Annotated in this window: 21 protein-coding genes and 1 pseudogene; 19 read left to right on the top strand and 3 right to left on the bottom strand. The window is 54.2% G+C overall.

What is annotated here, in order from left to right:
- Window positions 1-6 precede the first annotated feature (6 nt).
- The 4 genes from relA (at window position 7) to eno (ending at window position 6,492) form a co-directional block, all read left to right on the top strand.
- Window positions 7-2,244 carry a GTP diphosphokinase gene (relA, locus tag ACM615_RS13260; RefSeq protein WP_112287730.1) on the top strand — a complete coding sequence of 746 codons (2,238 nt, stop codon included), beginning with the start codon at window positions 7-9 and terminating at the stop codon, window positions 2,242-2,244.
- A gap of 78 nt (window positions 2,245-2,322) precedes the next feature.
- Entirely contained in the window at window positions 2,323-3,126 is an 804-nt protein-coding gene (gene mazG, locus ACM615_RS13255) for a nucleoside triphosphate pyrophosphohydrolase (protein ID WP_431012017.1), read from the top strand.
- 348 nt (window positions 3,127-3,474) lie between these two features.
- On the top strand, window positions 3,475-5,112 hold the full coding sequence (pyrG, locus tag ACM615_RS13250; RefSeq protein ID WP_013573994.1) for a glutamine hydrolyzing CTP synthase: 1,638 nt from the start codon (window positions 3,475-3,477) through the stop codon (window positions 5,110-5,112).
- A gap of 75 nt (window positions 5,113-5,187) precedes the next feature.
- A complete protein-coding gene (eno, locus tag ACM615_RS13245; protein WP_112287728.1) occupies window positions 5,188-6,492 on the top strand; it encodes a phosphopyruvate hydratase in 1,305 nt (434 codons plus the stop codon).
- A gap of 88 nt (window positions 6,493-6,580) precedes the next feature.
- Here eno and ACM615_RS13240 read toward each other — a convergent pair whose 3' ends face one another.
- On the bottom strand, window positions 6,581-7,381 hold the full coding sequence (locus tag ACM615_RS13240; RefSeq protein ID WP_181955568.1) for a MurR/RpiR family transcriptional regulator: 801 nt from the start codon (window positions 7,379-7,381) through the stop codon (window positions 6,581-6,583).
- 204 nt (window positions 7,382-7,585) lie between these two features.
- Here ACM615_RS13240 and ACM615_RS13235 point away from each other — a divergent pair.
- From ACM615_RS13235 to queE, 3 genes and pseudogenes are all read left to right on the top strand, one after another.
- Window positions 7,586-7,823, top strand: a pseudogene (locus ACM615_RS13235) (PTS transporter subunit EIIC); the annotation flags it as partial.
- A 190-nt stretch (window positions 7,824-8,013) separates the two neighbouring features.
- Window positions 8,014-8,703 (top strand): N-acetylmannosamine-6-phosphate 2-epimerase, encoded by a 690-nt coding sequence (locus ACM615_RS13230; protein ID WP_431012072.1) that lies wholly within the window; start codon window positions 8,014-8,016, stop codon window positions 8,701-8,703.
- A 98-nt stretch (window positions 8,704-8,801) separates the two neighbouring features.
- Window positions 8,802-9,473 carry a 7-carboxy-7-deazaguanine synthase QueE gene (gene queE / locus ACM615_RS13225; RefSeq protein WP_112287755.1) on the top strand — a complete coding sequence of 224 codons (672 nt, stop codon included), beginning with the start codon at window positions 8,802-8,804 and terminating at the stop codon, window positions 9,471-9,473.
- Between the two features lie 13 nt (window positions 9,474-9,486).
- Here the strand turns inward: queE and queD are convergent, their stop codons facing one another.
- A complete protein-coding gene (gene queD / locus ACM615_RS13220) occupies window positions 9,487-9,846 on the bottom strand; it encodes a 6-carboxytetrahydropterin synthase QueD (RefSeq protein ID WP_113877448.1) in 360 nt (119 codons plus the stop codon).
- A gap of 168 nt (window positions 9,847-10,014) precedes the next feature.
- Between queD and ACM615_RS13215 the strand changes: the two genes are divergently transcribed.
- The 4 genes from ACM615_RS13215 to ACM615_RS13200 all read left to right on the top strand — a co-directional run bounded on the left by ACM615_RS13215 (window position 10,015) and on the right by ACM615_RS13200 (window position 15,786).
- Complete coding sequence (locus tag ACM615_RS13215; RefSeq protein WP_132965807.1) at window positions 10,015-10,995, top strand: hypothetical protein; 981 nt, start codon at window positions 10,015-10,017, stop codon at window positions 10,993-10,995.
- Between the two features lie 344 nt (window positions 10,996-11,339).
- Window positions 11,340-13,142: an NADPH-dependent assimilatory sulfite reductase flavoprotein subunit gene (cysJ, locus tag ACM615_RS13210; RefSeq protein ID WP_431012071.1), complete on the top strand. Its 1,803-nt coding sequence runs from the start codon at window positions 11,340-11,342 to the stop codon at window positions 13,140-13,142.
- A 145-nt stretch (window positions 13,143-13,287) separates the two neighbouring features.
- On the top strand, window positions 13,288-15,024 hold the full coding sequence (gene cysI / locus ACM615_RS13205) for an assimilatory sulfite reductase (NADPH) hemoprotein subunit (RefSeq protein ID WP_431012016.1): 1,737 nt from the start codon (window positions 13,288-13,290) through the stop codon (window positions 15,022-15,024).
- A 24-nt stretch (window positions 15,025-15,048) separates the two neighbouring features.
- Window positions 15,049-15,786 (top strand): phosphoadenylyl-sulfate reductase, encoded by a 738-nt coding sequence (locus tag ACM615_RS13200; protein WP_132965809.1) that lies wholly within the window; start codon window positions 15,049-15,051, stop codon window positions 15,784-15,786.
- Between the two features lie 158 nt (window positions 15,787-15,944).
- Here ACM615_RS13200 and ACM615_RS13195 read toward each other — a convergent pair whose 3' ends face one another.
- Entirely contained in the window at window positions 15,945-16,982 is a 1,038-nt protein-coding gene (locus tag ACM615_RS13195; RefSeq protein ID WP_129639255.1) for an aminopeptidase, read from the bottom strand.
- A gap of 251 nt (window positions 16,983-17,233) precedes the next feature.
- On the opposite strand from ACM615_RS13195, the gene cysG reads away from it, so the two are divergent.
- From cysG to ispF, 8 genes are all read left to right on the top strand, one after another.
- Window positions 17,234-18,658: a siroheme synthase CysG gene (gene cysG, locus ACM615_RS13190; protein WP_279919471.1), complete on the top strand. Its 1,425-nt coding sequence runs from the start codon at window positions 17,234-17,236 to the stop codon at window positions 18,656-18,658.
- 10 nt (window positions 18,659-18,668) lie between these two features.
- Complete coding sequence (gene cysD, locus ACM615_RS13185) at window positions 18,669-19,577, top strand: sulfate adenylyltransferase subunit CysD (protein WP_112287719.1); 909 nt, start codon at window positions 18,669-18,671, stop codon at window positions 19,575-19,577.
- Window positions 19,578-19,590: 13 nt separating this feature from the next.
- The gene (cysN, locus tag ACM615_RS13180) at window positions 19,591-21,018 is read left to right on the top strand and encodes a sulfate adenylyltransferase subunit CysN (protein WP_129639253.1); all 1,428 of its coding nucleotides are present in this window, start codon (window positions 19,591-19,593) and stop codon (window positions 21,016-21,018) included.
- Window position 21,019: 1 nt separating this feature from the next.
- Window positions 21,020-21,643: an adenylyl-sulfate kinase gene (gene cysC, locus ACM615_RS13175; protein WP_112287717.1), complete on the top strand. Its 624-nt coding sequence runs from the start codon at window positions 21,020-21,022 to the stop codon at window positions 21,641-21,643.
- 59 nt (window positions 21,644-21,702) lie between these two features.
- Window positions 21,703-22,083 carry a DUF3561 family protein gene (locus ACM615_RS13170; RefSeq protein WP_113877409.1) on the top strand — a complete coding sequence of 127 codons (381 nt, stop codon included), beginning with the start codon at window positions 21,703-21,705 and terminating at the stop codon, window positions 22,081-22,083.
- A 167-nt stretch (window positions 22,084-22,250) separates the two neighbouring features.
- Window positions 22,251-22,571: a cell division protein FtsB gene (ftsB, locus tag ACM615_RS13165; protein ID WP_112287715.1), complete on the top strand. Its 321-nt coding sequence runs from the start codon at window positions 22,251-22,253 to the stop codon at window positions 22,569-22,571.
- 2 nt (window positions 22,572-22,573) lie between these two features.
- Complete coding sequence (gene ispD, locus ACM615_RS13160; protein WP_159282337.1) at window positions 22,574-23,293, top strand: 2-C-methyl-D-erythritol 4-phosphate cytidylyltransferase; 720 nt, start codon at window positions 22,574-22,576, stop codon at window positions 23,291-23,293.
- Entirely contained in the window at window positions 23,293-23,766 is a 474-nt protein-coding gene (ispF, locus tag ACM615_RS13155; RefSeq protein ID WP_015695903.1) for a 2-C-methyl-D-erythritol 2,4-cyclodiphosphate synthase, read from the top strand. Before ispD ends, ispF begins: the two co-directional genes overlap by 1 nt.
- Window positions 23,767-23,772 lie beyond the last annotated feature (6 nt).

Raw genomic sequence — 23,772 nt, 5'->3', positions numbered from 1 at the left:
GAGGGTATGGTTGCGGTAAGAAGTGCACATCTGAACACAGCTGGCGAGTTCGCACTCGACGACTGGATCAACAGTTTAGGACTGTCCAGCCAGCAATCATGTGAGCGTTTAGCCGAAACCTGGCGCTACTGCGAGCAACAAACGCAGGGCCATCCTGACGCCTCGCTGCTGCTGTGGCGCGGCCTCGAGATGGTTGAAATCCTCTCGACCCTCAGTATGGATAACGACAGTATGCGCGCGGCGCTGCTGTTCCCGCTGGTTGATGACGGCATCATCGATGAAGATACCCTGACCCAACAGTTCGGCAAAGGCATCACCGATCTGGTGCACGGCGTGCGCGATATGGACGCCATCCGCCAGCTGAAAGCCACGCAAAATGACTCCATGGCCTCCGAGCAGGTGGACAACGTCCGCCGAATGCTGCTGGCGATGGTGGAAGATTTCCGCTGCGTGGTGCTGAAACTTGCCGAACGTATCGCGCACCTGCGCGAAGTAAAAGATGCGCCGGAAGAAGAACGCGTTCTGGCGGCGAAAGAATGTACCAACATCTACGCACCGCTGGCCAACCGTCTGGGTATCGGCCAGCTGAAATGGGAGCTGGAAGATTTCTGCTTCCGTTATCTGCATCCTGACGAATACAAACGCATCGCCAAACTGCTGCACGAACGTCGTATCGACCGTGAGCAGTACATCGACGATTTTGTCTCGACGGTTAAAAATGCGATGGCGGAAGAGGGCATCAAAGTTGATGTCTATGGCCGCCCGAAACATATCTACAGCATCTGGCGCAAGATGCAGAAAAAATCTCTGTCCTTCGACGAACTCTTCGACGTGCGCGCCGTGCGTATCGTGGTGGAACGTTTGCAGGATTGCTACGCCGCCTTAGGGATTGTGCATACCCATTTCCGCCATCTGCCGGATGAGTTTGACGATTACGTCGCCAACCCGAAACCGAACGGTTATCAGTCGATTCACACCGTGGTGTTAGGGCCGCGCGGTAAAACGCTGGAAGTGCAGATCCGTACCCGCCAGATGCATGAAGATGCCGAACTGGGCGTCGCCGCGCACTGGAAATACAAAGAAGGTACTGCCGTGGCCGGTGGCCGCAGCGGTGGCTACGAAGGGCGCATTGCCTGGCTGCGTAAACTTATCGCGTGGCAGGAAGAAATGGCCGATTCGGGCGAAATGCTCGACGAAGTGCGCAGCCAGGTCTTCGACGACCGCGTGTACGTGTTTACGCCAAAAGGCGACGTTATCGATCTGCCGATGGGCTCCACGCCGCTCGACTTCGCGTACCACATCCACAGCGATGTCGGTCACCGGTGTATCGGGGCGAAAATTGGCGGGCGTATCGTGCCGTTTACCTACCAGTTGCAGATGGGCGATCAGATTGAAATCATCACCCAGAAGCATGCGAACCCAAGCCGCGACTGGCTGAACCCGAGCCTTGGTTACGTCACGACCAGCCGCGGGCGTTCGAAAATCCAAAACTGGTTCCGTAAACAAGATCGCGATAAGAACATTATTGCCGGTAAACAAATCCTCGATGACGAGCTGGACAGACTGGATATCAGCATCAAAGATGCCGAGAAACTGCTGTTGCCACGCTACAACGTCAACTCGCTGGATGAAGTGCTGGCGGCCATCGGTAACGGCGATATCCGCATCAATCAGATGGTCAACTTCCTGCAATCTCAGTTGAAAAAGCCGAGTGCGGAAGAACTGGATAAAGAAGCGCTGCGCCAGCTGACGCAGAAAACCACGCCGCCACCGACCCGTACCAAAGACAATGGTCGCGTCGTCGTCGAAGGCGTCGGTAATCTGATGCACCACATTGCGCGTTGCTGCCAGCCGATTCCTGGCGATGAGATCGTCGGTTACATCACTCAGGGTCGCGGGATTTCAATCCATCGTGCCGACTGTGATCAGCTGGAAGATTTACGCTCGAATGCGCCGGAACGCGTGGTAGACGCCGTGTGGGGCGAAAGCTACTCCAGCGGTTATTCGCTGGTAGTGCGCGTGGTGGCCAACGACCGCAGCGGCCTGCTGCGTGATATCACCACCATTCTGGCTAACGAAAAAGTGAACGTGCTTGGCGTTGCCAGCCGCAGCGATACACGTCAGCAACTGGCGACTATCGATATGGATATCGAAATCTACAACCCGCAGGTGCTGGGACGCGTGATCGCCAAACTGAACCAGTTGCCGGATGTGATTGAAGCCAAGCGACTTCACGGCAGTTGATCAAACGCTTATAAGGCCCGCCAGTCGGGCCTTTTCTTTTATGTTGTTGACTCCTCTATTTTAAAACGGACAGATCCCATGACCGATTCTTCTTTGCAACGCCTGCTCACCATTATGAAAACCCTGCGTGATCCGCAAGCCGGTTGCCCGTGGGATAAAGAGCAAACTTTTGACACCATTGCCCCGTACACGCTGGAAGAAACCTACGAAGTGCTGGACGCCATCGCCCGTAAAGATTACGACGATGTGCGCGACGAACTGGGTGATCTGCTGTTTCAGGTGGTGTTCTACGCGCAAATGGGCAGCGAGCAGGGTCTGTTTGAGTTTGACGACATCTGCAATGCCATTTCAGACAAATTAGAGCGCCGCCATCCGCAAATTTTTGGCACTGAAGCGGCGTGGTCGAACGACGCCAGCAGCAAAGATGTGCTGGTGAAATGGGAAGCGCGTAAGGCGCAGGAGCGGGCGGAGAAATCCCTGCATTCGGCGCTGGATGACATTCCTTCCGCACTGCCTGCCCTGATGAAAGCGCACAAAATTCAGAAACGCTGTTCGAATGTTGGTTTTGACTGGACCACGCTCGGGCCGGTGCTCGACAAAGTGTATGAAGAAATCGACGAAGTGATGTTTGAAGCGCGTCAGGCAGTTATCGACGAAGAAAAGCTCGGTGAGGAAATCGGTGATCTGCTGTTCGCGACGGTGAATCTTTCCCGTCATTTGGGCCATAAAGCCGAAGATGCGCTGCAGGCCGCCAACCGCAAGTTTGAGCGTCGTTTCCGGCATGTTGAAGAGATTATCCGCGGGAAAGGCTTAAACATGGAAGAAGCTACACTTGAGCAGATGGAAGACGCCTGGCAGCAGGTGAAAAAATCGGAAGCCTGAGTTAGCTCTCCGACTTTGATCGGAAACAAGATCTGGATCTGCTGAAACGGTTAAGCTCAGTGTCATTCAGTGCTTAACCGGCTGATCTGAGAGCAGTAAAGTTCAACAAATTGATATCTAAGATGTTTTAGTGGTTCATGCGAGCAACTCAGCACTTTTCTGAAGTTAACTGATTGTTTTTGAAAGAATGAAAGAAAAGGGCTGGCAGGGTTAACCCTTCTGAACTGACGCTAAGGAAAACGATGATGGACAGCAAAACGTTTATTTGTGGCGCACACAAGGTTCCGGTATACTGTTTTCCCGTCTTGGTTACTCCATCATCTTTAAACCTAACCTCTCAGGTTCAGCATGACAACTAATTATATTTTTGTGACCGGCGGGGTCGTATCCTCTCTGGGTAAAGGCATTGCCGCAGCCTCCCTGGCGGCTATTCTCGAAGCCCGTGGCCTCAACGTGACCATCATGAAACTGGACCCGTATATCAACGTGGATCCGGGTACGATGAGCCCAACTCAACACGGCGAAGTCTTCGTTACCGAAGATGGCGCTGAAACCGATCTCGATCTGGGTCACTACGAGCGTTTCATCCGCACCAAGATGACCCGCCGCAACAACTTCACCACGGGCCGTATTTATTCCGACGTGCTGCGCAAAGAGCGCCGTGGCGATTATCTCGGTGCAACTATTCAGGTTATCCCGCACATCACCAACAACATCAAAGAACGCATCATTGAAGGCGGCGAAGGCCACGATGTCGTGCTGGTTGAAATTGGCGGTACTGTCGGTGATATCGAATCCCTGCCGTTCCTGGAAGCAATTCGTCAGATGGCAGTGGAAGTGGGCCGCGAGCACACGCTGTACATGCACCTGACGCTGGTGCCTTACATGGCTGCTGCCGGTGAAGTGAAAACCAAACCGACCCAGCACTCTGTAAAAGAACTGCTGTCTATCGGTATCCAGCCAGACGTACTGATCTGCCGTTCAGACCGCGCAGTGCCAGCCAACGAACGTGCGAAAATCGCACTGTTCTGTAACGTGCCGGAAAAAGCAGTTATTTCTCTTAAAGATGTTGATTCTATTTATAAAATCCCGGCCCTATTGAAATCTCAGGGTCTCGACGACTATATTTGTAAACGTTTCAGCATCAACGCGCCGGAAGCTAACTTGTCCGAATGGGAACAGGTTGTTTACGAAGAAGCCAATCCGGGCGGCGAAGTCACCATCGGTATGGTTGGTAAGTACATTGAGCTGCCAGATGCCTATAAATCTGTGATTGAAGCGCTCAAACACGGCGGCCTGAAAAATCGTCTGACCGTGAACATTAAACTTATCGACTCTCAGGATGTCGAAACCCGTGGTGTCGAAGTGCTGAAAGGCCTGGACGCGATCCTTATCCCGGGCGGCTTCGGCTACCGTGGTGTAGAAGGGAAAGTAGCGACGGCGCGCTATGCACGTGAAAACAACATCCCTTATCTGGGCATTTGTCTGGGTATGCAGGTTGCACTGATTGAGTTCGCCCGTAACGTTGCGGGTATGGAGAACGCCAACTCCACCGAATTTGTGCCAGACTGTAAGTTCCCGGTGGTTGCACTTATCACCGAATGGCGTGATGAAGAAGGTAACGTCGAAGTACGTTCCGAAGACAGTGATTTAGGCGGTACCATGCGTGTAGGCGGGCAGCAATGCCACCTGAACGACGGTAGCCTGGTTCGTGAGATGTACGGCGAGCCGACAATAGTTGAACGCCATCGTCACCGTTACGAAGTGAACAATATGCTGCTCAAACAAATCGAAGCCGCAGGTTTACGCGTAGCCGGTCGCTCTGGCGATAAGCAACTGGTGGAAATCATCGAGCTGCCTAACCATCCGTGGTTTGTGGCTTGCCAGTTCCATCCAGAATTTACGTCAACGCCGCGTGATGGTCATCCGTTGTTTGCAGGCTTTGTGAAGGCTGCCGGTGAGTATCAGAAGCGTCAGGTAAAATAAAATACCGGGGAAGAGATGCGCCACTGGCGCATCTCTTGTCTGAAGCTTTAGTTAACTTGTACTGAGGAAATCTTAATGTCTAAAATCGTTAAAGTTATCGGCCGTGAAATCATCGACTCCCGTGGTAACCCGACCGTAGAAGCTGAAGTTCATCTGGAAGGTGGTTTTGTTGGTCTGGCTGCTGCGCCATCTGGTGCTTCTACCGGTTCCCGCGAAGCGCTGGAACTGCGTGACGGTGACAAATCCCGTTTCCTGGGCAAAGGCGTACTGAAAGCCGTTGCTGCGGTTAACGGTCCTATTGCTCAGGCTGTAACCGGTAAAGACGCGAAAGACCAGGCTAACATCGATAAAATCATGATCGACCTGGACGGTACTGAAAACAAATCTAACTTCGGTGCTAACGCGATTCTGGCTGTTTCCCTGGCTGCTGCTAAAGCGGCTGCTGCTTCTAAAGGTCTGCCACTGTACGCTCACATCGCAGAACTGAACGGCACCCCAGGCAAATACTCTATGCCACTGCCTATGATGAACATCATTAACGGCGGCGAACACGCTGATAACAACGTTGATATTCAAGAGTTCATGATCCAGCCTGTTGGCGCTAAAACGCTGAAAGAAGCCATCCGTATGGGTTCTGAAGTGTTCCATACCCTGGCTAAAGTTCTGAAATCTAAAGGCATGGGTACTGCTGTTGGTGACGAAGGTGGCTACGCGCCAAACCTGGGTTCTAACGCAGAAGCTCTGGCTGTTATCGCTGAAGCGGTTAAAGCTGCTGGCTATGAACTGGGTAAAGACATCACTCTGGCGATGGACTGTGCGGCATCTGAGTTCTACAAAGATGGCAAATACGTTCTGGCTGGCGAAGGCAACAAAGCGTTCACTTCTGAAGAGTTCACTCACTTCCTGGAAGACCTGACTAAACAGTACCCAATCGTGTCTATCGAAGACGGTCTGGACGAGTCTGACTGGACTGGCTTTGCTTACCAGACTAAAGTTCTGGGCGACAAAATCCAGCTGGTAGGTGACGATCTGTTCGTTACCAACACCAAAATCCTGAAAGAAGGTATCGACAAAGGCATCGTTAACTCCATCCTGATCAAATTCAACCAGATCGGTTCTCTGACCGAAACTCTGGCTGCGATCAAAATGGCGAAAGACGCTGGCTACACTGCCGTTATCTCTCACCGTTCAGGCGAAACTGAAGATGCGACCATCGCTGACCTGGCTGTAGGTACTGCTGCTGGCCAGATCAAAACCGGTTCAATGAGCCGTTCTGATCGTGTTGCTAAATACAACCAGCTGATCCGTATCGAAGAAGCGCTGGCGGCTGCGGGTACTCCTGCTCCGTTCAACGGTCTGAAAGAAGTTAAAGGTCAGTAATTACTGCCCCGTAACGCTTTCTTAAAAAACCCGCTCCGGCGGGTTTTTTTATGTCCGCAATTCAGGGAAAGATGCGGATGTCATCGGCTTACAGCAATAAAGAAAGCGTGGCGCTCGCACTGTGTTCGCTGGCCTGCAGATAATCCGGGGAGTGCGTTAACAGCTGATTGATCAGTAATTCCACCAGTAACATCCCGCCAACTTTTGACGTCAGTAATCCCGCCGTCAGCGGACCTTCGGGTTTGGCAGCCACCAGTAAAATATCGGCCAGCGAGGAAAGCGGACTGCGCAGCGTATTACTGATGCCGATAACGGTGGTGCCCTGACGCTTCGCCAGTGCGGCAGCGTGCAGCACATCTTTCGTTGAACCTGAGCTGGAAATCACCACCACAATATCCCGGTCGTCCAGACTCACGGCATTCATCGCTGCGCGGTGCATATCGGCGAAACACTGCGACGTTTTGCCCAGACGCAGCAATTTATAGCCCAGATAGTCCGCGACGATCGCGCTGGCCGCGACACCATACACCTGAACGGAGCGCGCGTGATGAATGTGCGATGCCGCGTCCGCCAGCACCTGACGGTCGAGCAGTTTTCCGGTATCACGCAGCGCGGTGATGCTGTCTTCAATCAGCGTCTGAACGTCGTCATTTCCTTGTGCCGCTGGTGACGACGGATTTTGCCGCGTCTCCAGCGCCAGGCCCATCTTAAATTCGGTAAACCCTTTGCAACCCAGCTGGCGACAAAGCCGCGTGACGCTGGCTTCACTGGTATCACTCTCACGCGCCAGCTCAGTGATGGTCAGGTAAAGCACGCGCTGTGGCTGCTCGAGTACATAGCTGCCCAGTTTATGCAGAGTCGGACTGTAATTCTCCAGCCCCTGACGCATTCGCAGTAACAGCGTGCCTGTTTCCTTGGTCTGACTCACTCGGCTCTCCTCAGAATAATTGACCTGACTAGTTTGGCTGATGTGACGCAGTTAACGCCAGAAGAATTCCGTATGGATAACGCCGTGCATTTGATGGTAATTATTATTTTAATTATATAGTGTGGTGAAAATAATTATCACAACAACACAACGCGGAGTCATCTCATGTCGATATTTAATGGTTCAGGGGGCGGGGCATGGTTCGAAAGAGCCCAGAAGTTTGGCAAGTCATTCATGTTGCCCATCGCTATTTTGCCTGCAGCCGGATTGCTGCTGGGAATTGGCGGGGCGTTTTCTAACCCTAATACGCTGGCGGCGTATCCGTTTTTAAATATCCCGGTCTTGCAGGCGATATTCACCGTCATGGCCAGTGCAGGTTCGATCGTCTTTGCCAATATCGCGGAGCTTGATTGCTGTGCAACGCGTTTGCGTATCAGCGTCTATCAGGCCGCCGGAATCGATGAAAACAAGCTGAAATCGAGCGGGGCGCGTGCCGTGCTGATACGCGGAAACGGCATTCAGGTCATTTACGGACCGCACGTGACGATTATTAAAAATGAAATTGAGGAGATGTTGGGAGTATGAACCAGTCAATGTTAACGACCGTCAGGGGACAGTTGATCGTGTCCTGTCAGGCGCTGGATGACGAACCGCTGCACAGCGATTTTATTATGAGCCGCATGGCGCTTGCTGCTTTGCAGGGCGGCGCAGCGGGGATCCGCGCGAACAGTGTTGCTGATGTGAAAGCCATTCGCGCTACCATTCCGCTGCCGGTTATCGGCATCATCAAGCGGGATTATCCGGCAAGCGATGTTTATATCACCGCGACCCTGAAGGAAGTGCGCGAGCTGATGGCCGTCGCGCCAGAGATGATCGCGATGGATGCCACGTTCCATCAGCGTCCGGGGGAATTGCAACTTGCGGCGCTGGTGCAACACATTCGTAAAGAGTTTCCGTCCCTGTTGCTGATGGCGGATATCGCGACCTTAGAAGAAGCACAAAACGCACAGGCTTTAGGCTTTGATTGTATCGGTACAACATTGCACGGCTATACTCATGAAACGCAGGGCAGCAAACTCTGGCATGACGATTTCGCCTTCCTGCGACAGGTGCTGGCGCAGTGCACGACGCCTGTCATTGCCGAGGGAAACGTGGATACACCAGAAATGGCGGCGCGATGTTTAGCGCTCGGGGCGCATGCTGTTGTGGTCGGCGGGGCAATTACCCGCCCGCAGCAGATCACGCAACGCTTTACTGACGCCATCCGCTCTTTGCGCTCATAAACATTTTTGCACACACTCCCGTTGCGGCCTGTATTTGGCGCAGCGGCTGTTGTCTGCGATAATGCGCGCTGATTTTTTTAGAGATGACTGAGAAACTGATGCAGTACCCGATTAATGAGATGTTCGAAACCCTGCAAGGGGAAGGCTATTTTACCGGCGTGCCGGCGATTTTCGTTCGCCTGCAAGGCTGTCCTGTGGGTTGCAGCTGGTGCGATACCAAACACACCTGGGATAAAATTGCCGATCGGGAAGTCGATATGCAGCGCATTCTGGTCAAAACTGAAGAGAGTGATGCCTGGGGCAATGCCACGTCCGAACAACTGCTCGAGGTGATCGCGCAGCAAGGCTACACCGCGCGTCACGTGGTGATCACCGGCGGCGAGCCGTGCATTTATGATCTGACTGAACTGACGTCATTGCTGGAAAAGAACGGATTCAGCTGCCAGATTGAAACCAGCGGCACGCATGAAGTCCGTTGCTCGGTGAATACCTGGGTGACCGTTTCCCCGAAAGTGAATATGCGTGGCGGTTACGACATTTTGCCGCAGGCGCTGAAACGTGCTGATGAAGTGAAGCATCCGGTGGCGCGTCAGCGTGATATCGACGCTCTGGATGCCCTGCTGGAAACGCTGACTGACAGCAAAGCGCGGATAATTGCCCTGCAGCCAATCAGTCAAAAAGAAGAAGCCACCAGACTGTGCATTGCGACCTGCATTGCAAGGAACTGGCGGCTTTCAATGCAGACACATAAGTATCTGAACATCGCATAAGAGATATGCTGAGTTAGCCTTTATATACGCAACCCGCTGTGCAGGTTTCTTTGACGCGCACGGCGCTGAGCAGTGGCAGCTTAGGTTTCATCTCGTTCCAGATCCACGCGGCCAGCACTTCGCTGGTCGGGTTTTCTAAGCCCGGAATGTCGTTCAGATTATAGTGATCGAGACGATCCAGAGTCGGATTAAACGCGGCTTTCAGATCGGCGAAATCCATCACCCAGCCGGTATGCGGATCCACTTCACCGGTGATTTCTAAACGAACGGTGAAAGAGTGGCCATGCAACCGTCCGCATTTATGCCCGGCAGGCACATGCGGTAAATGGTGGGCGGCTTCGAACTGAAAATCTTTAAATAATGTGGTGGTCATGAGGCAGTCTCGTTGCTCGAAAAAACGCGGCATAGTACCGGAATACCGGCTTACGTGCCATGACTTAACTGCGCTTTTCTTCACCAAATCCTGACTTTTACTCTCTTTACTCCGCCCGCATTGCTGGCATACAGTGAGCCGGTAGAAACTAACCTGTTGAGATAGTGAATGATTACTGTGCTTCGTTGCGCTGTTCTGGCGCTGTTGTTCTCTGCCAGCGTGCAGGCTGAAACTACGGCACCCGCTCAGGATGCTGCGCCGGCTGCGGCGAAAGCCCCGGTCGCCAAAGCGCCGGCAGGCAAAACCCCTCTGGTTTTCCCGCAGGGGTCGGGCGTGATGCATATTCCTCTGGCGGGGGGTAAAAAGCCGCTGGAAGTTTTCACCTATCAGCCGGTCGGTGCCGATGAAACCACGCCGGTGGTGATGGTGATGACGGGTGTGGATCGTAACGCTGCCACCTACCGGAATGACTGGATGACCGTTGCCGATCAGTATCATTTACGCGTGGTCGTGCCGCATTTCAGCGAGCAGGATTTCCCCGGCGCTGCGGGCTATAACCTGGGTAATCTGACCGACAGCAAAACCCATCATCGTTTGCCGAAATCTCAGTGGGCGTTCAGCATTGTCGATAACGTGTTTACCTCGCTGCAAAAGCAGGGCATCACTCAGCAGAAGCAATATTATCTGTTTGGCAACAGCGCGGGCTGCCAGTTTGTCCATCGTATGCTGACGTTGTTGCCGGAGCCGAATGTCAAAGCGGCGGTCTGTGCGGCGGCAGGCTGGTGGACATTGCCGGATACCGATCAGCGCTGGCCTTACGGTCTGCGTGAAGCGCCGGTCGCGGTCAGTCAGCAGCAACTGAATGATTACTTCGCCAAACCGGTGCTGATTGCCGTGGGTGCAGAAGATGATGATCCGGAAAACCGCCTGCTGCGTAAATCCAAACAGGCGATGGCGCAGGGCACCAACCGTCTGGAGCGCGCCGAAAGCTATTTCACCACGTCGCAGCAACGCGCCGAACAGAACAACACGCCGTTTAACTGGCACTTTATGGACTTGTCAGATGTCGGCCACAGCGGCAGTAAAATGTCGGTGTTTGCCGCAGGGCAGTTTGCCTGGTTTGAGCAGCACAACGCTTTCCATCTCTGAAAACGTCTGTGCGAACGCCTGCCTGAAAAAAAATCATCACCCCGCTCCGGCGGGGTTTTTCTTTATGCGCCCGCGACTTGGCGATGAACAAACAAACTGATGATATTTTTTTTAGCGATTTCAGTACGATAAAAATCTTCGCTTACCACTTTTTCAGATAGAACTTACCTCTAAATCCTCTTAGTCATTTTGGTTATTTATTATTTCCATCACTTCTTTAATTGTTATTATCCGGCTCGTTAACCTACATCTTCTAAAAGGTCTTTCCCGCGCGAACTCACACAGAATAAGCCGCCGGAGGCCGGATTGATGACTTGCTTCTGCATAAGGGAATTCGTACCGCGATGACGACTCAGGCACCTCCAATTTCACTGCTCCCGCTGACCCCCGAGCAAATGGCTCGCCTTCAATCGGCGATAGGTGATTATTCGCCGACTCAGATGGCCTGGTTGTCCGGCTATTTCTGGGGAATGGTCAATCAGCAACCGGGCGCAGTGGCCGCTCCGGCACCGGTGCAGGTTTCTGCGTCGGTCACCCTGATTTCTGCTTCACAAACCGGTAACGCCCGTCGTGTCGCGGAACAGTTACGCGATGATCTGAAGGCTGCGAAAATTAACGTCAACCTGGTGAATGCCGGTGACTATAAATTCAAACAAATTGGTCAGGAAAAGCTGTTGCTGATCGTGGCCTCCACGCAGGGCGAAGGCGAACAGGCTGAAGAAGCGGTCGCGTTGCATAAATTCCTGCAATCCAAAAAAGCCCCGCAAATGAAAGACACCGCTTTTGCGGTGTTTGCACTGGGCGACACGTCCTACGAATTCTTCTGTCAGGCGGGTAAAGACTTTGATACCCGTCTGGGTGAGCTCGGCGCAGAACGTCTGTTAGATCGCGTTGATGCCGATGTGGAATATAAAGAAGCCGCTGAAAACTGGCGTAAGCGCATTGTCGATGTACTGAAACAGCGCGTTCCGGCTGATTCTGGCGCACAACCCGCGCCGACGCTGGCGGGCAGTGTTAATCAGGTCGACAGCAGCCCTTACACCAAAGAAGCGCCGCTGACGGCGACGCTGTCTGTTAATCAGAAAATTACCGGCCGTGATTCTGACAAAGATGTGCGTCATCTGGAAATCGAACTCGGTGATTCCGGCCTGCGTTACCAGCCGGGCGATGCACTGGGGATCTGGTTTGAAAACGATCCGCAACTGGTGCAGGAAATCGTCGAGTTGCTGTGGCTGAAAGGTGATGAAATCGTTGAAGTGAACGATAAAAAACTGCCACTTTCAGAGGCGCTGCAACATCACATCGAGCTGACTCAGAACACCACGCCGATTATCGAGAAATACGCCGCGCTTTGCCGCGACGAACATCTGACCGGTCTGCTGGCGGATAAACCTGCGTTGCAGCAATACGCGCAGACCGTGCCGTTCGCCGACATGGTACGCCGTGCGCCGACTGAGCTGGATGCCCAGCAACTGGTGGATTTACTGCGTCCGCTGACGCCGCGTCTGTATTCGATTGCCTCTTCGCAGGCGGAAACTGAATCTGAAGTACACATTACGGTGGGCGTGGTGCGTTACGACATCGACGGGCGTGCACGCACCGGCGGTGCTTCCGGCTATCTGGCCGACCGTCTGGAAGAAGACGGCGAAGTGAAAGTCTTTATTGAACATAACGACAACTTCCGCCTGCCGGCCAGTCCGGAAACACCGGTCATTATGATAGGACCCGGCACCGGCATTGCGCCATTCCGCGCCTTTATTCAGCAGCGTGATAACGACGGCGCCACCGGCAAAAACTGGCTGTTCTTCGGCAACCCGCACTTTACCGATGATTTCCTGTATCAGGTCGAGTGGCAGCGTTACGTGAAAGACGGCCTGCTGACCCATATCTCTCTGGCATGGTCACGCGATCAGGCAGAAAAAGTGTACGTACAGGACAAACTGCGTGAGCAGGGTGCGGAAGTCTGGCAGTGGTTGCAGGAAGGCGCGCATGTGTATGTCTGCGGCGATGCCAACCGTATGGCGAAAGACGTAGAGCAGGCGTTACTGGAAATCATCGCCGAATACGGTGTGATGGATCTGGAAACTGCTGACGAATATCTCAGTGAATTGCGCCTTGATCGCCGTTACCAGCGCGACGTCTACTAATGCCCTGCATCCTTCTAATTGCAGGGGCGTTGGCTTCCTTCAGTCACCCGAATCACTGACTTGAGTCAGCTCATCGGGATTCCTTCAGTTGCCGCCTGCCTGCAACTCGAATGATTTTGGGCATAAAGTTATGAGTGAAAAAATTATGAGCAACAAGTTGTGGAGTGAACTCAATCCCGGTCCGGGCCCGTTGATCGTCGATGCCCCGCTGGCTGACGCCGAACGCCTGAAGAAGGAAAGTAATTTCCTGCGCGGGACTATCACTGAGGATTTAAAAGACGGTCTGACCGGTGGCTTCAACGGAGACAACTTCCTGTTGATCCGCTTCCACGGCATGTATCAGCAGGATGACCGTGATATCCGTGCGGAACGCGCTGAGCAGAAGCTGGAACCGCGTCATGCCATGATGTTGCGTTGCCGTTTGCCGGGCGGCGTGATGACGCCAGCGCAGTGGCTGGGCATCGATAAATTTGCTGAAGACAGCACGCTGTACGGCAGCATTCGTATTACTAACCGTCAGACTTTCCAGTTCCACGGCATTCTGAAACCGAACGTAAAACCGGTGCATCAGTTACTGAATAAACTCGGTCTGGATGCACTGGCGACCGCCAACGACGTTAACCGTAACGTGTTGTGTACCTCGAATCCGGTGGAGTCTGAACTGCATCAGGAAGCGTATCAGTGGGCGAAGAAAATCTCCGAACACTTGCTGCCGCGCACCCGCGCTTACGCCGAAGTCTGGCTGGATCAGGAAAAAGTCGAAACCACCGACGAAGAGCCGATCCTGGGCGCGACCTATCTGCCACGTAAATTCAAAACGACGGTGGTTATTCCTCCGCAGAATGATGTGGACCTGCACGCCAACGACCTGAACTTCGTGGCGATTGCTGATAACGGCAAACTGGTCGGCTTCAACGTGCTGGTCGGCGGCGGGCTTTCTATCGCACACGGTGATAAAGCTACGTATGCGCGTACTGCCAGCGAACTGGGCTTTATTCCGCTGGAGAACACGCTGGCTGTTGCCGAAGCGGTGGTGACCACGCAGCGTGACTGGGGTAACCGCACCAACCGTAAAAACGCCAAAACTAAATACACGCTGGAACGCGTCGGCGTGCCGGTTTTCAAAGCCGAAGTTGAAAAACGCGCAGGCATTCAGTTTGGCGATGTTCGTCCTTACGAATTTACCGGTCGCGGCGATCGCATCGGCTGGGTAAAGGGCATCGACAAACAATGGCACCTGACGCTGTTTATCGAAAATGGCCGTATTCTCGATTATCCGGGCAAACCGCTAAAAACCGGACTGGCAGAAATTGCTAAGATCCATAAAGGCGACTTCAGGCTTACTGCTAACCAGAACCTGATCGTGGCCGGTGTCGCTGAAAAAGACAAAGACGCGATCGAAACCCTGGCGCGTAATCACGGCCTGATTGACGAAGGCGTCACTGAGCAGCGTAAAAATTCGATGGCCTGCGTGTCGTATCCGACCTGCCCGCTGGCGATGGCGGAAGCGGAACGTTTCCTGCCTGAGTTTGTGACCAAAGTAGAAGGCATCATGCACGGTCACGGCGTGGGCGATGAACACATTGTTCTGCGTGTCACAGGCTGCCCGAACGGCTGTGGACGCGCGCTGCTGGCTGAAATTGGCCTGGTGGGTAAAGCGATGAACCGCTACAACCTGCACCTCGGCGGTAACCGCGCCGGAACACGTATTCCGCGCATGTACCGTGAAAACATTTCTGATGCTGAGATCCTGAGCATCATTGACGAACTGGTCGGACGCTGGTCGAAAGAGCGCGAAACCGGTGAAGGCTTTGGTGACTTCGTGATCCGCGCCGGGATCATTAAGCCGGTGCTGGATCCAGCACGCGACTTTTATGACTAAGCGCGATAACCGCCTGGAGGCAATATGAGTTTGCTGAATCTTACTCTGGCTGAACTGAACGAACTGCCGAAGTCCGGACAATCTATGGCGCTGGCGGAAATTAACGTCAGCCTGGAAAAACTGTCCGCGCAGGAGCGTGTGCAATGGGCGCTGGAAAATATGCCCGGCGAATTCGCGCTGTCTTCCAGCTTCGGCATCCAGGCGGCGGTCTGTCTGCACTTAGTCACTCAGCAGAAACCGGACATTCCGGTGATCCTGACCGATACCGGCTATCTGTTCCCGGAAACCTACCAGTTCATCGATACGTTAACCGAACAGCTGAACCTGAATTTACAGGTATTCCGCGCGGAACATTCTGCGGCGTGGCAGGAAGCGCGCTATGGCAAACTGTGGGAGCAGGGTGTCGAGGGTATCGAGAAGTACAATCACATCAACAAAGTCGAGCCGATGAATCGTGCGATTCAGACGCTCGGCGTGCAGACCTGGTTCGCCGGTCTGCGGCGCGAGCAATCCGGCAGCCGTGCGCATCTGCCGGTGCTGGCGGTGCAACGCGGTGTGTTTAAAATCCTGCCGATCATCGACTGGGATAACCGTCAGATCTTCCAGTATCTGAAAGAACACGGCCTGAGCTATCACCCGTTATGGGATCAGGGCTACCTTTCCGTCGGTGACACGCACACCACGAAGAAGTGGGAAGAAGGGATGAAAGAAGAAGACACGCGCTTCTTTGGGCTTAAACGCGAGTGCGGCCTGCACGAATAAATCCCCGTCATACTTCGGGTTGCAGATGCGTTGGCTGCGCGCTCTTACCCCGGTCACATAGTAATCTATGCTCCCGGGGATGCGTTTACTTGCCGCCTTCCTGCAATCCGAATTATTTAAGGGATTCCAGATAAGAATCCCTTAAATTGTCCTCTTAATCAGGCATGTTTTGCCGGTTTCGCCAGATCCTTCAGCAGCGGGAATAACACTTTCACCGTATCCCGTGAGCGTTTTTCAATGCGTCCCGGCAGCGCTTTATCCAGATATTGCAGATTGTCGAACTGGCTCTGATAACGCGTGGTGCCCAGCGGGAAGTGGCTGGTGATCGCACGTTGTTGCACGCCGTCTTTCTTACCGAGCGCAAAGTTGGTCGCGGTGACATTCAGCAGCGGCAGACGCGCGTCATCCAGCGCTTTGATGCCATCGCAGCAATGTGCGCCTTCATGACTTTCTGCCGGAATGCCCAGACTGCGCGCAATATTCAGCGCCCGCACGCGGGTGAGTTTCGCCACCGCCACCGACGTGTTAGTGCCGCTGTTGAAATACAACCGGTCGCCGGTGATAAGCGAACTCAGGTTAATGACCAGCAGGGTATTTTTCTTCTCCTCAGCACTCATCCGGTTCACGAAATCTTCCGCACCTTTTGTGCCGGTTTCTTCCGCGCTGAGCGCCACGAAACGCAGACTGTAATGCGTCGGGATGGCCTGCATGCGTTCGGCCAGCTCAAGCATCACACCGACGCCTGAAGCGTTGTCATCGACACCCTGCAAGGTCAAACCGCCGAGATTGTGATTGGTATCGCTGTCGCTTTGCGGCACATAAGTATCGAAATGCGCCATCACGATGATTTGCTGCGGGACTTCACCAGCACGTGCGGCAATCACTGACGTGGCGTGAATGTTCCGCCAGTCCTTTTTGCCCGCGCTACTGGTGTAAAGATAACGGGTATCGAATCCGCGTAAATCGCTCTTATACCCTAATTTGGTGAACTGCTGATTCAGATATTCCGCGGCGATAAGTTCTGCCGGGCTGCCGGCCATGCGCCCCGGGAAATAGGTCGCGATATGGCGGATTTGCTGACTGGCGATGAAGCCCATTGCCGGAAGCGGGGCGGAAGCCGCCAGCGCATGACCCAAACCGGCACAGCTCAGGCTCAGCGCCAGCAGTGTCCGCGTCATGCGTGAAAAAGAAAACATAGCCAAAAATCCTTATTTACTGGTCAAGACGACCGGAAGGCAATCAAACAACAGGCCGCGTATGGCGGTCTTTCTGGGGCATACAGTATGCGATTCTCTGGGCGATTAGACAATTTCCCGTTATCCCAAACCGCTCTTTTTGTCGGGCTATATTCCATTTAGTAACTATTCATTCCTTTTCGTCATTTCAGATCAATTATTCCCTGCACGTATAGTTTGTTTATTAATTCTGATAATCATTTAAGGCTTTTGTGGACTATCTACCAATATTTGCCGACCTCAAACAACGCCCTGTGCTGGTTGTGGGTGGTGGCGAAGTCGCTGCTCGCAAAATCGATCTTCTCCTGCGGGCGGGTGCGCAAGTACGGATAGTCGCACAGGCACTTTCTCCCGAGCTGGAACAACGCAGACAGGCCGCTGAAGTCAGCTGGTCAGCACAGGCGTTTTTGCCGGAACAACTCGACGACGTGTTTCTGGTGATTGCCGCCACTGATGACGCTGCGCTGAATGCTGAAGTGTTTGAGCAGGCGAACCTGCGCCATGTGCTGGCTAACGTGGTTGACGACCAGCCGAAGTGCTCTTTCATTTTTCCTTCGATTGTCGACCGTTCGCCGATTGTCGTGGCGATTTCTTCCAGCGGTAAAGCGCCGGTGCTCGCCAGAATGCTGCGTGAAAAGCTGGAAACGTTGCTGCCGAACAGCCTCGGGCAAATGGCCGATATCGCCGGACGCTGGCGTGAAAACGTGAAAGCGCAGTTCAGTTCGATGCGCGCGCGTCGCCGTTTCTGGGAACATGCGTTCGCCGGACGTTTCGCCAGCCTCGCGTCTGCGGGAAAGCTCGCAGAAGCTGAACAGGCGCTGCAACAACAGTTAGAAAACGCGGAAGACATCTCGCATAACGGCAATGTCACGCTGGTCGGTGCCGGGCCGGGTGATGCAGGATTGCTCACCTTACGCGGGTTGCAGGTGATGCAGCAGGCCGATGTGGTGCTTTACGACTATCTGGTCAGCGAAGAAGTGCTGGATCTGGTGCGTCGTGATGCGGACAAGATTTGTGTCGGTAAACGTGCGGGCAGCCATTCTGTCGCGCAGGAAGAAACTAACCGTCTGCTGGTCGAACTGGCGCTGCAGGGGAAAAAAGTCGTCCGCCTTAAAGGCGGTGACCCGTTTATTTTCGGTCGCGGCGGCGAAGAATTACAGGCGGTGCAGGCCGCTGGCATTCCTTTCCAGGTGGTGCCGGGCGTGACCGCAGCGGCGGGTGCAACGGCTTACGCCGGGATCCCGCTGACGCACCGCGACCACGCGCAGAGCGTCATATTTGTCACAGGACATTGCCGCCCGGAAAACAACGGCGTGCAGTGGGAGACTCTGGCGAAAGGCCAGCAAACATTGGCGATTTACATGGGCACGCTCAAAGCGGCTGAAATCAGCCAGCAACTGATCGCTCATGGTCGCGCAGCGAATACGCCCGTTGCCGTTATCGGACGGGGAACGCGTTCTGACCAGCAGGTGCTGACCGGAACACTCGATAATCTTGAACATCTGGCTCAACAGGCGCCGGCGCCGGCGTTACTGGTGATTGGTGAAGTGGTTTCGCTTCATCAGCAACTGGCCTGGTTTGGGCATCATCCTGAGACTGACGGCACCCAACGCCCGTCGGTTGTGAATTTGGCTTAAAGGATCTGTTATGGACGAAAAACGACTGACTCATTTGCGGCAACTGGAGGCGGAGAGTATCCATATCATCCGTGAAGTGGCTGCTGAATTCGCCAACCCGGTGATGATGTATTCCATCGGGAAAGACTCCTCGGTGATGCTGCATCTGGCACGCAAAGCCTTTTTCCCGGGCACCTTGCCGTTCCCGCTGCTGCACGTGGATACCGGCTGGAAATTCCGTGAAATGTACGAATTCCGTGACCGCACGGCGAAGAACTACGGTTTCGAGCTGATTGTGCATAAGAACCCGGAAGGCGTGGCGATGGGCATTAACCCGTTCGTTCACGGCAGCGCCAAACACACCGATATCATGAAAACCGAAGGGCTGAAGCAGGCGCTGAGCAAACACGGTTTTGATGCGGCTTTCGGCGGTGCTCGTCGTGACGAAGAAAAATCCCGCGCCAAAGAGCGTATTTATTCCTTCCGCGACCGCTTCCACCGCTGGGATCCAAAAAACCAGCGCCCTGAGCTGTGGCACAACTACAACGGCCAGATCAACAAAGGCGAAAGCATCCGCGTGTTCCCGCTCTCCAACTGGACTGAGCTGGATATCTGGCAGTACATCTATCTGGAAAACATCGAGATCGTTCCGCTGTATCTGGCCGCGCCGCGTCCGGTGCTGGAGCGCGACGGTATGCTGCTGATGGTGGATGACGATCGTATTGATCTGCAACCGGGCGAAGTGATCGAGAAGAAAATGGTGCGTTTCCGCACATTAGGTTGCTGGCCGCTGACCGGTGCCGTTGAATCCGAAGCGCAATCGCTGCCGGAGATCATCGAAGAAATGCTGGTGTCGACCACCAGTGAACGTCAGGGACGCGCGATCGACCGTGATCAGGCCGGTTCGATGGAACTGAAAAAGCGTCAAGGGTACTTCTGAGGAGCCGCAGCTAATGAATAACGCAATTGCACAACAAATCGCGGAGCAGGGCGGCGTCGAAGCTTACCTGCACGCTCAGCAACACAAAAGCCTGCTGCGCTTTCTGACTTGTGGCAGCGTCGATGACGGTAAAAGTACCTTGATCGGACGTCTGCTGCATGACACCCGTCAGATCTACGAAGATCAGCTGTCTTCTTTGCACAACGACAGCAAGCGCCACGGCACGCAGGGCGAGAAACTGGATCTGGCTTTGCTGGTGGACGGGCTGCAGGCTGAACGCGAGCAGGGCATTACCATCGACGTGGCTTACCGTTATTTCTCCACCGAGAAACGTAAGTTTATTATCGCCGACACGCCGGGGCATGAACAGTACACCCGTAATATGGCGACCGGTGCATCGACCTGTGATCTGGCGATCTTACTGATCGACGCCCGTAAAGGCGTGCTGGATCAAACCCGCCGCCACAGCTTCATTGCGACATTGCTCGGGATCCGCCATCTGGTAGTGGCCGTCAACAAAATGGATCTGGTGGATTACAGCGAAACAGTTTACGAGCAGTTTAAACAGGATTATCTGGATTTCGCTCAGCAACTGCCGACCGATCTGGACATCAAATTTGTGCCGCTTTCTGCGCTGGAAGGCGATAACGTCGCCACGCCAGGCGAGAACATGAGCTGGTACACCGGCCCGACGCTGCTCGACGTGCTGGAAACGGTCAATATCATCAACATCCGTGAACAGCAGCCGATGCGTTTCCCGGTGCAATATGTGAACCGTCCGAACCTCGATTTTCGCGGTTATGCCGGTACGCTGGCGTCCGGCTCCGTGCGTGTCGGTCAGAAAATTAAAGTGCTGCCTTCAGGTGTGGAATCCACCGTGGCGCGCATTGTGACTTTCGATGGCGATTTGCAGGAAGCCTGGGCTGGCGAGGCGATTACGCTGGTGCTGGCCGATGAACGCGATATCAGCCGTGGCGACACGCTGGTGGATGCACAAGAAACCGTTAAGCCGGTGCAGAACGCCAAAGTTGACGTGGTGTGGATGGCGGAGCAGCCACTGAGTGTCGGCCAGAGTTACGACATCAAAGTCGGCGGCAAGAAAGCCCGTGCGCGGGTGGAAAACATCGAATATCAGGTGGAAATCAACTCGCTGACGCAGCGTGTGGTGGAAAACCTGCCGCTCAACGGCATCGGCCTGGTCGAACTGGCCTTTGACGAGCCGCTGGTGCTGGATAACTACCAGAGTAATGCGGTCACCGGTGGCATGATCTTTATTGATCGCCTGACTAACGTCACCGTCGGTGCCGGTCTGGTGCGCGAAGCGGTTGAACAGGTTTATCAGGAATCCGATAAATACAGCGCGTTTGAGCTGGAACTGAACAGTCTGGTGCGTCGTCACTTCCCGCACTGGGGCGCGCGCGACCTGCTGGGTGGCAAATAAGATGGCGTCACAAGACAGCACTTTGTTAAAAGATGAGAATGTTGTCTGGCATCCGCACGCGGTTACGCGTGCAGATCGCGAGAAACAGCATGGCCATCGCGGTGCCGTATTGTGGTTCACCGGGCTTTCGGGCTCGGGGAAATCCACCGTCGCTGGCGCGCTGGAGCAGGCGCTGCATGCGCAGGGCGTCAGCACGTATCTGCTCGATGGCGATAACGTCCGCCACGGGTTGTGCCGTGATCTGGGCTTCACTGACGATGACCGTCGTGAAAACATCCGTCGCGTGGGTGAAGTGGCAAAACTGATGGTGGATGCCGGACAGGTCGTGCTGACTGCGTTTATCTCGCCGCACCGCGCCGAGCGTGACATGGTGCGTGATTTGCTGGAAGACGGTCAGTTTATCGAAGTGTTTGTAGATACGCCGCTGGCTATCTGTGAGGCGCGGGATCCGAAAGGTTTGTACAAGAAAGCCCGGGCGGGTGAACTGAAAAACTTCACCGGTATTGACTCCGAATATCAGCCGCCACAGACCCCGGATGTGCATCTTGATGGTGAACAATTGGTAACACATTTGGTCCCTCAATTATTAGATGTGATGCGCCAGCGCGCTATTATCAATCCCTGAATGTTGCCGGCCAAACGCCACAGAGCGTGCCGGTTTACACTGAAATACAGGGATCACCTATGCAGGCTTTACTTAGCAGACTTGTCAGCCGGATCCGCGAAGATCGTACCGGGGAAATCAGCCCCCGGACACGCGTGCTGGTGCCGGTAACCGACAGCTCAGACAACGAAGATCCTTCCTACTCCATGCAGGGCGGATTCATCGGGTTTGTCTTCTACTGGCTGGCGTTTGCGATCCCTTTTCTGGTTTATGGTTCCAACACCCTGTTTTTCCTGCTCTACACCTGGCCGTTCTTTCTGGCGCTGATGCCGGTTTCCGTCCTGATAGGCATTGCGTTCAGCACGTTCTTTGGCGGTGGCTGGTTTAAAGCCTCTCTGGCCAGCGCGGTCTGCGTTATCGGCATGTTCTGGACAGTCTTCTCTTTCCTGTCTGGCTGGTGACTTTTCCTGGCGGTTTTCCCTGCAAATTCCCTTCACGATGTAACCCATTGTGTCATTCTAACCCGTAATTGCGTGCGTAAGTCTGATTCTCACCGGCATTTACCCTGCCACAGTGGAGTCAGAGGGAAAGTTGTGGGATGATTGTCCGGCTTTTTTAGGGGGCGGGGATGGGCAAACTAACACTGCTTTTACTGATTTTACTTGGCTGGCTACAGTATTCGCTGTGGCTGGGTAAGAATGGTATTCACGATTATGTTCGTGTAAACGATGACGTTCAGGTGCAGCAAGGTAATAACGGCAAACTGAAATCACGTAATGATCAACTTTTCGCAGAAATCGACGATTTAAACGGCGGTCAGGAAGCGATCGAAGAACGCGCACGCAACGAACTGGGCATGATTAAACCCGGCGAGACTTTCTATCGTCTGGTGCCTGACAACAAACGTGCGCCGGGCAGCACCGTTTCGCAAAACAACCTGAATCAATAGCCATGAGTCTTACCGCAGTTTCCCTTCCAGAGGTCATTGCCGTGTTACCGGCTGCCGGAATTGGCAGCCGTATGCAGGCAGAATGCCCCAAGCAATATCTTTCTGTTGGCGGTAAAACGCTGATAGAACATTCCATTCGCGCTTTGCTGCAAAGCGGCAGAGTCAGCCAGGTTATCGTGGCGTTAAGCCCGCACGACACGCAGTTCGCCGAACTTCCCATTGCCCGTGATCCGCGGATCCGCGTGGTGGCCGGCGGGGCTGAACGCGCTGAATCGGTTATGGCCGGACTGGACGTCGCCGGTGACCGTGGCTGGGTGCTGGTGCATGACGCCGCACGCCCGTGTTTGCATCCCGACGACCTCAGTAATTTGCTGGCGATTTCCGCCACCAGCAAAGTCGGCGGGATCCTCGCCGCCCCGGTGCGTGACACCATGAAACGCGGCGAACCCGGTGTCGCGGCAATTGCGCATACTGTCGATCGTCAGGATCTCTGGCACGCGCTGACGCCACAATTTTTCCCGCTCGAATTACTGAAAACCTGCCTGCGCCGTGCCCTTAATGAAGGTGCAGTGGTCACAGATGAAGCTTCTGCAATGGAATATTGCGGGTTTCATCCTATGCTGATCCCGGCACGGGCCGATAATATTAAAGTCACCCGGCCCGAAGATCTGGCGCTGGCAGAATTCTATTTAACCCGCTTATCCCAGGAGGAGAACGCATAATGCGTATCGGTCACGGTTTTGATGTACATAAGTTTGGCGGCGAAGGTCCGCTGGTGATCGGTGGTGTGCGTATCCCTTATCCGCAGGGTTTACTGGCGCATTCTGACGGCGATGTCGCGCTGCACGCGGCCACTGACGCACTGCTCGGTGCTGCTGCGCTGGGTGACATCGGCAAATTGTTCCCGGATACCGATCCGGCATTCAAAGGCGCTGACAGCCGTGAACTGCTGCGTGAAGCTTATCGCCGTATCCGTGCGAAGGGCTACAAGCTGGGCAATCTGGATATCACCATCATTGCACAGGCACCGAAAATGGCGCCGCACATCCCGCAGATGCGCGTGTTTCTGGCCGAAGATTTGCAGTGCCATATGGATGACGTCAACGTAAAAGCCACTACCACTGAACAGCTGGGCTTCACCGGTCGCGGCGAAGGTATCGCCTGCGAAGCCGTTGCCCTGCTGATTAAGGAATGATGTTGT

Source organism: Rahnella sp. PAMC25617, assembly GCF_050606005.1.
Taxonomy (GTDB): Bacteria; Pseudomonadota; Gammaproteobacteria; order Enterobacterales; family Enterobacteriaceae; genus Rahnella; species Rahnella variigena.
Note: the sequence above shows the minus strand (reverse complement) of the source record. Positions and strands in the feature narration are given on the sequence as shown.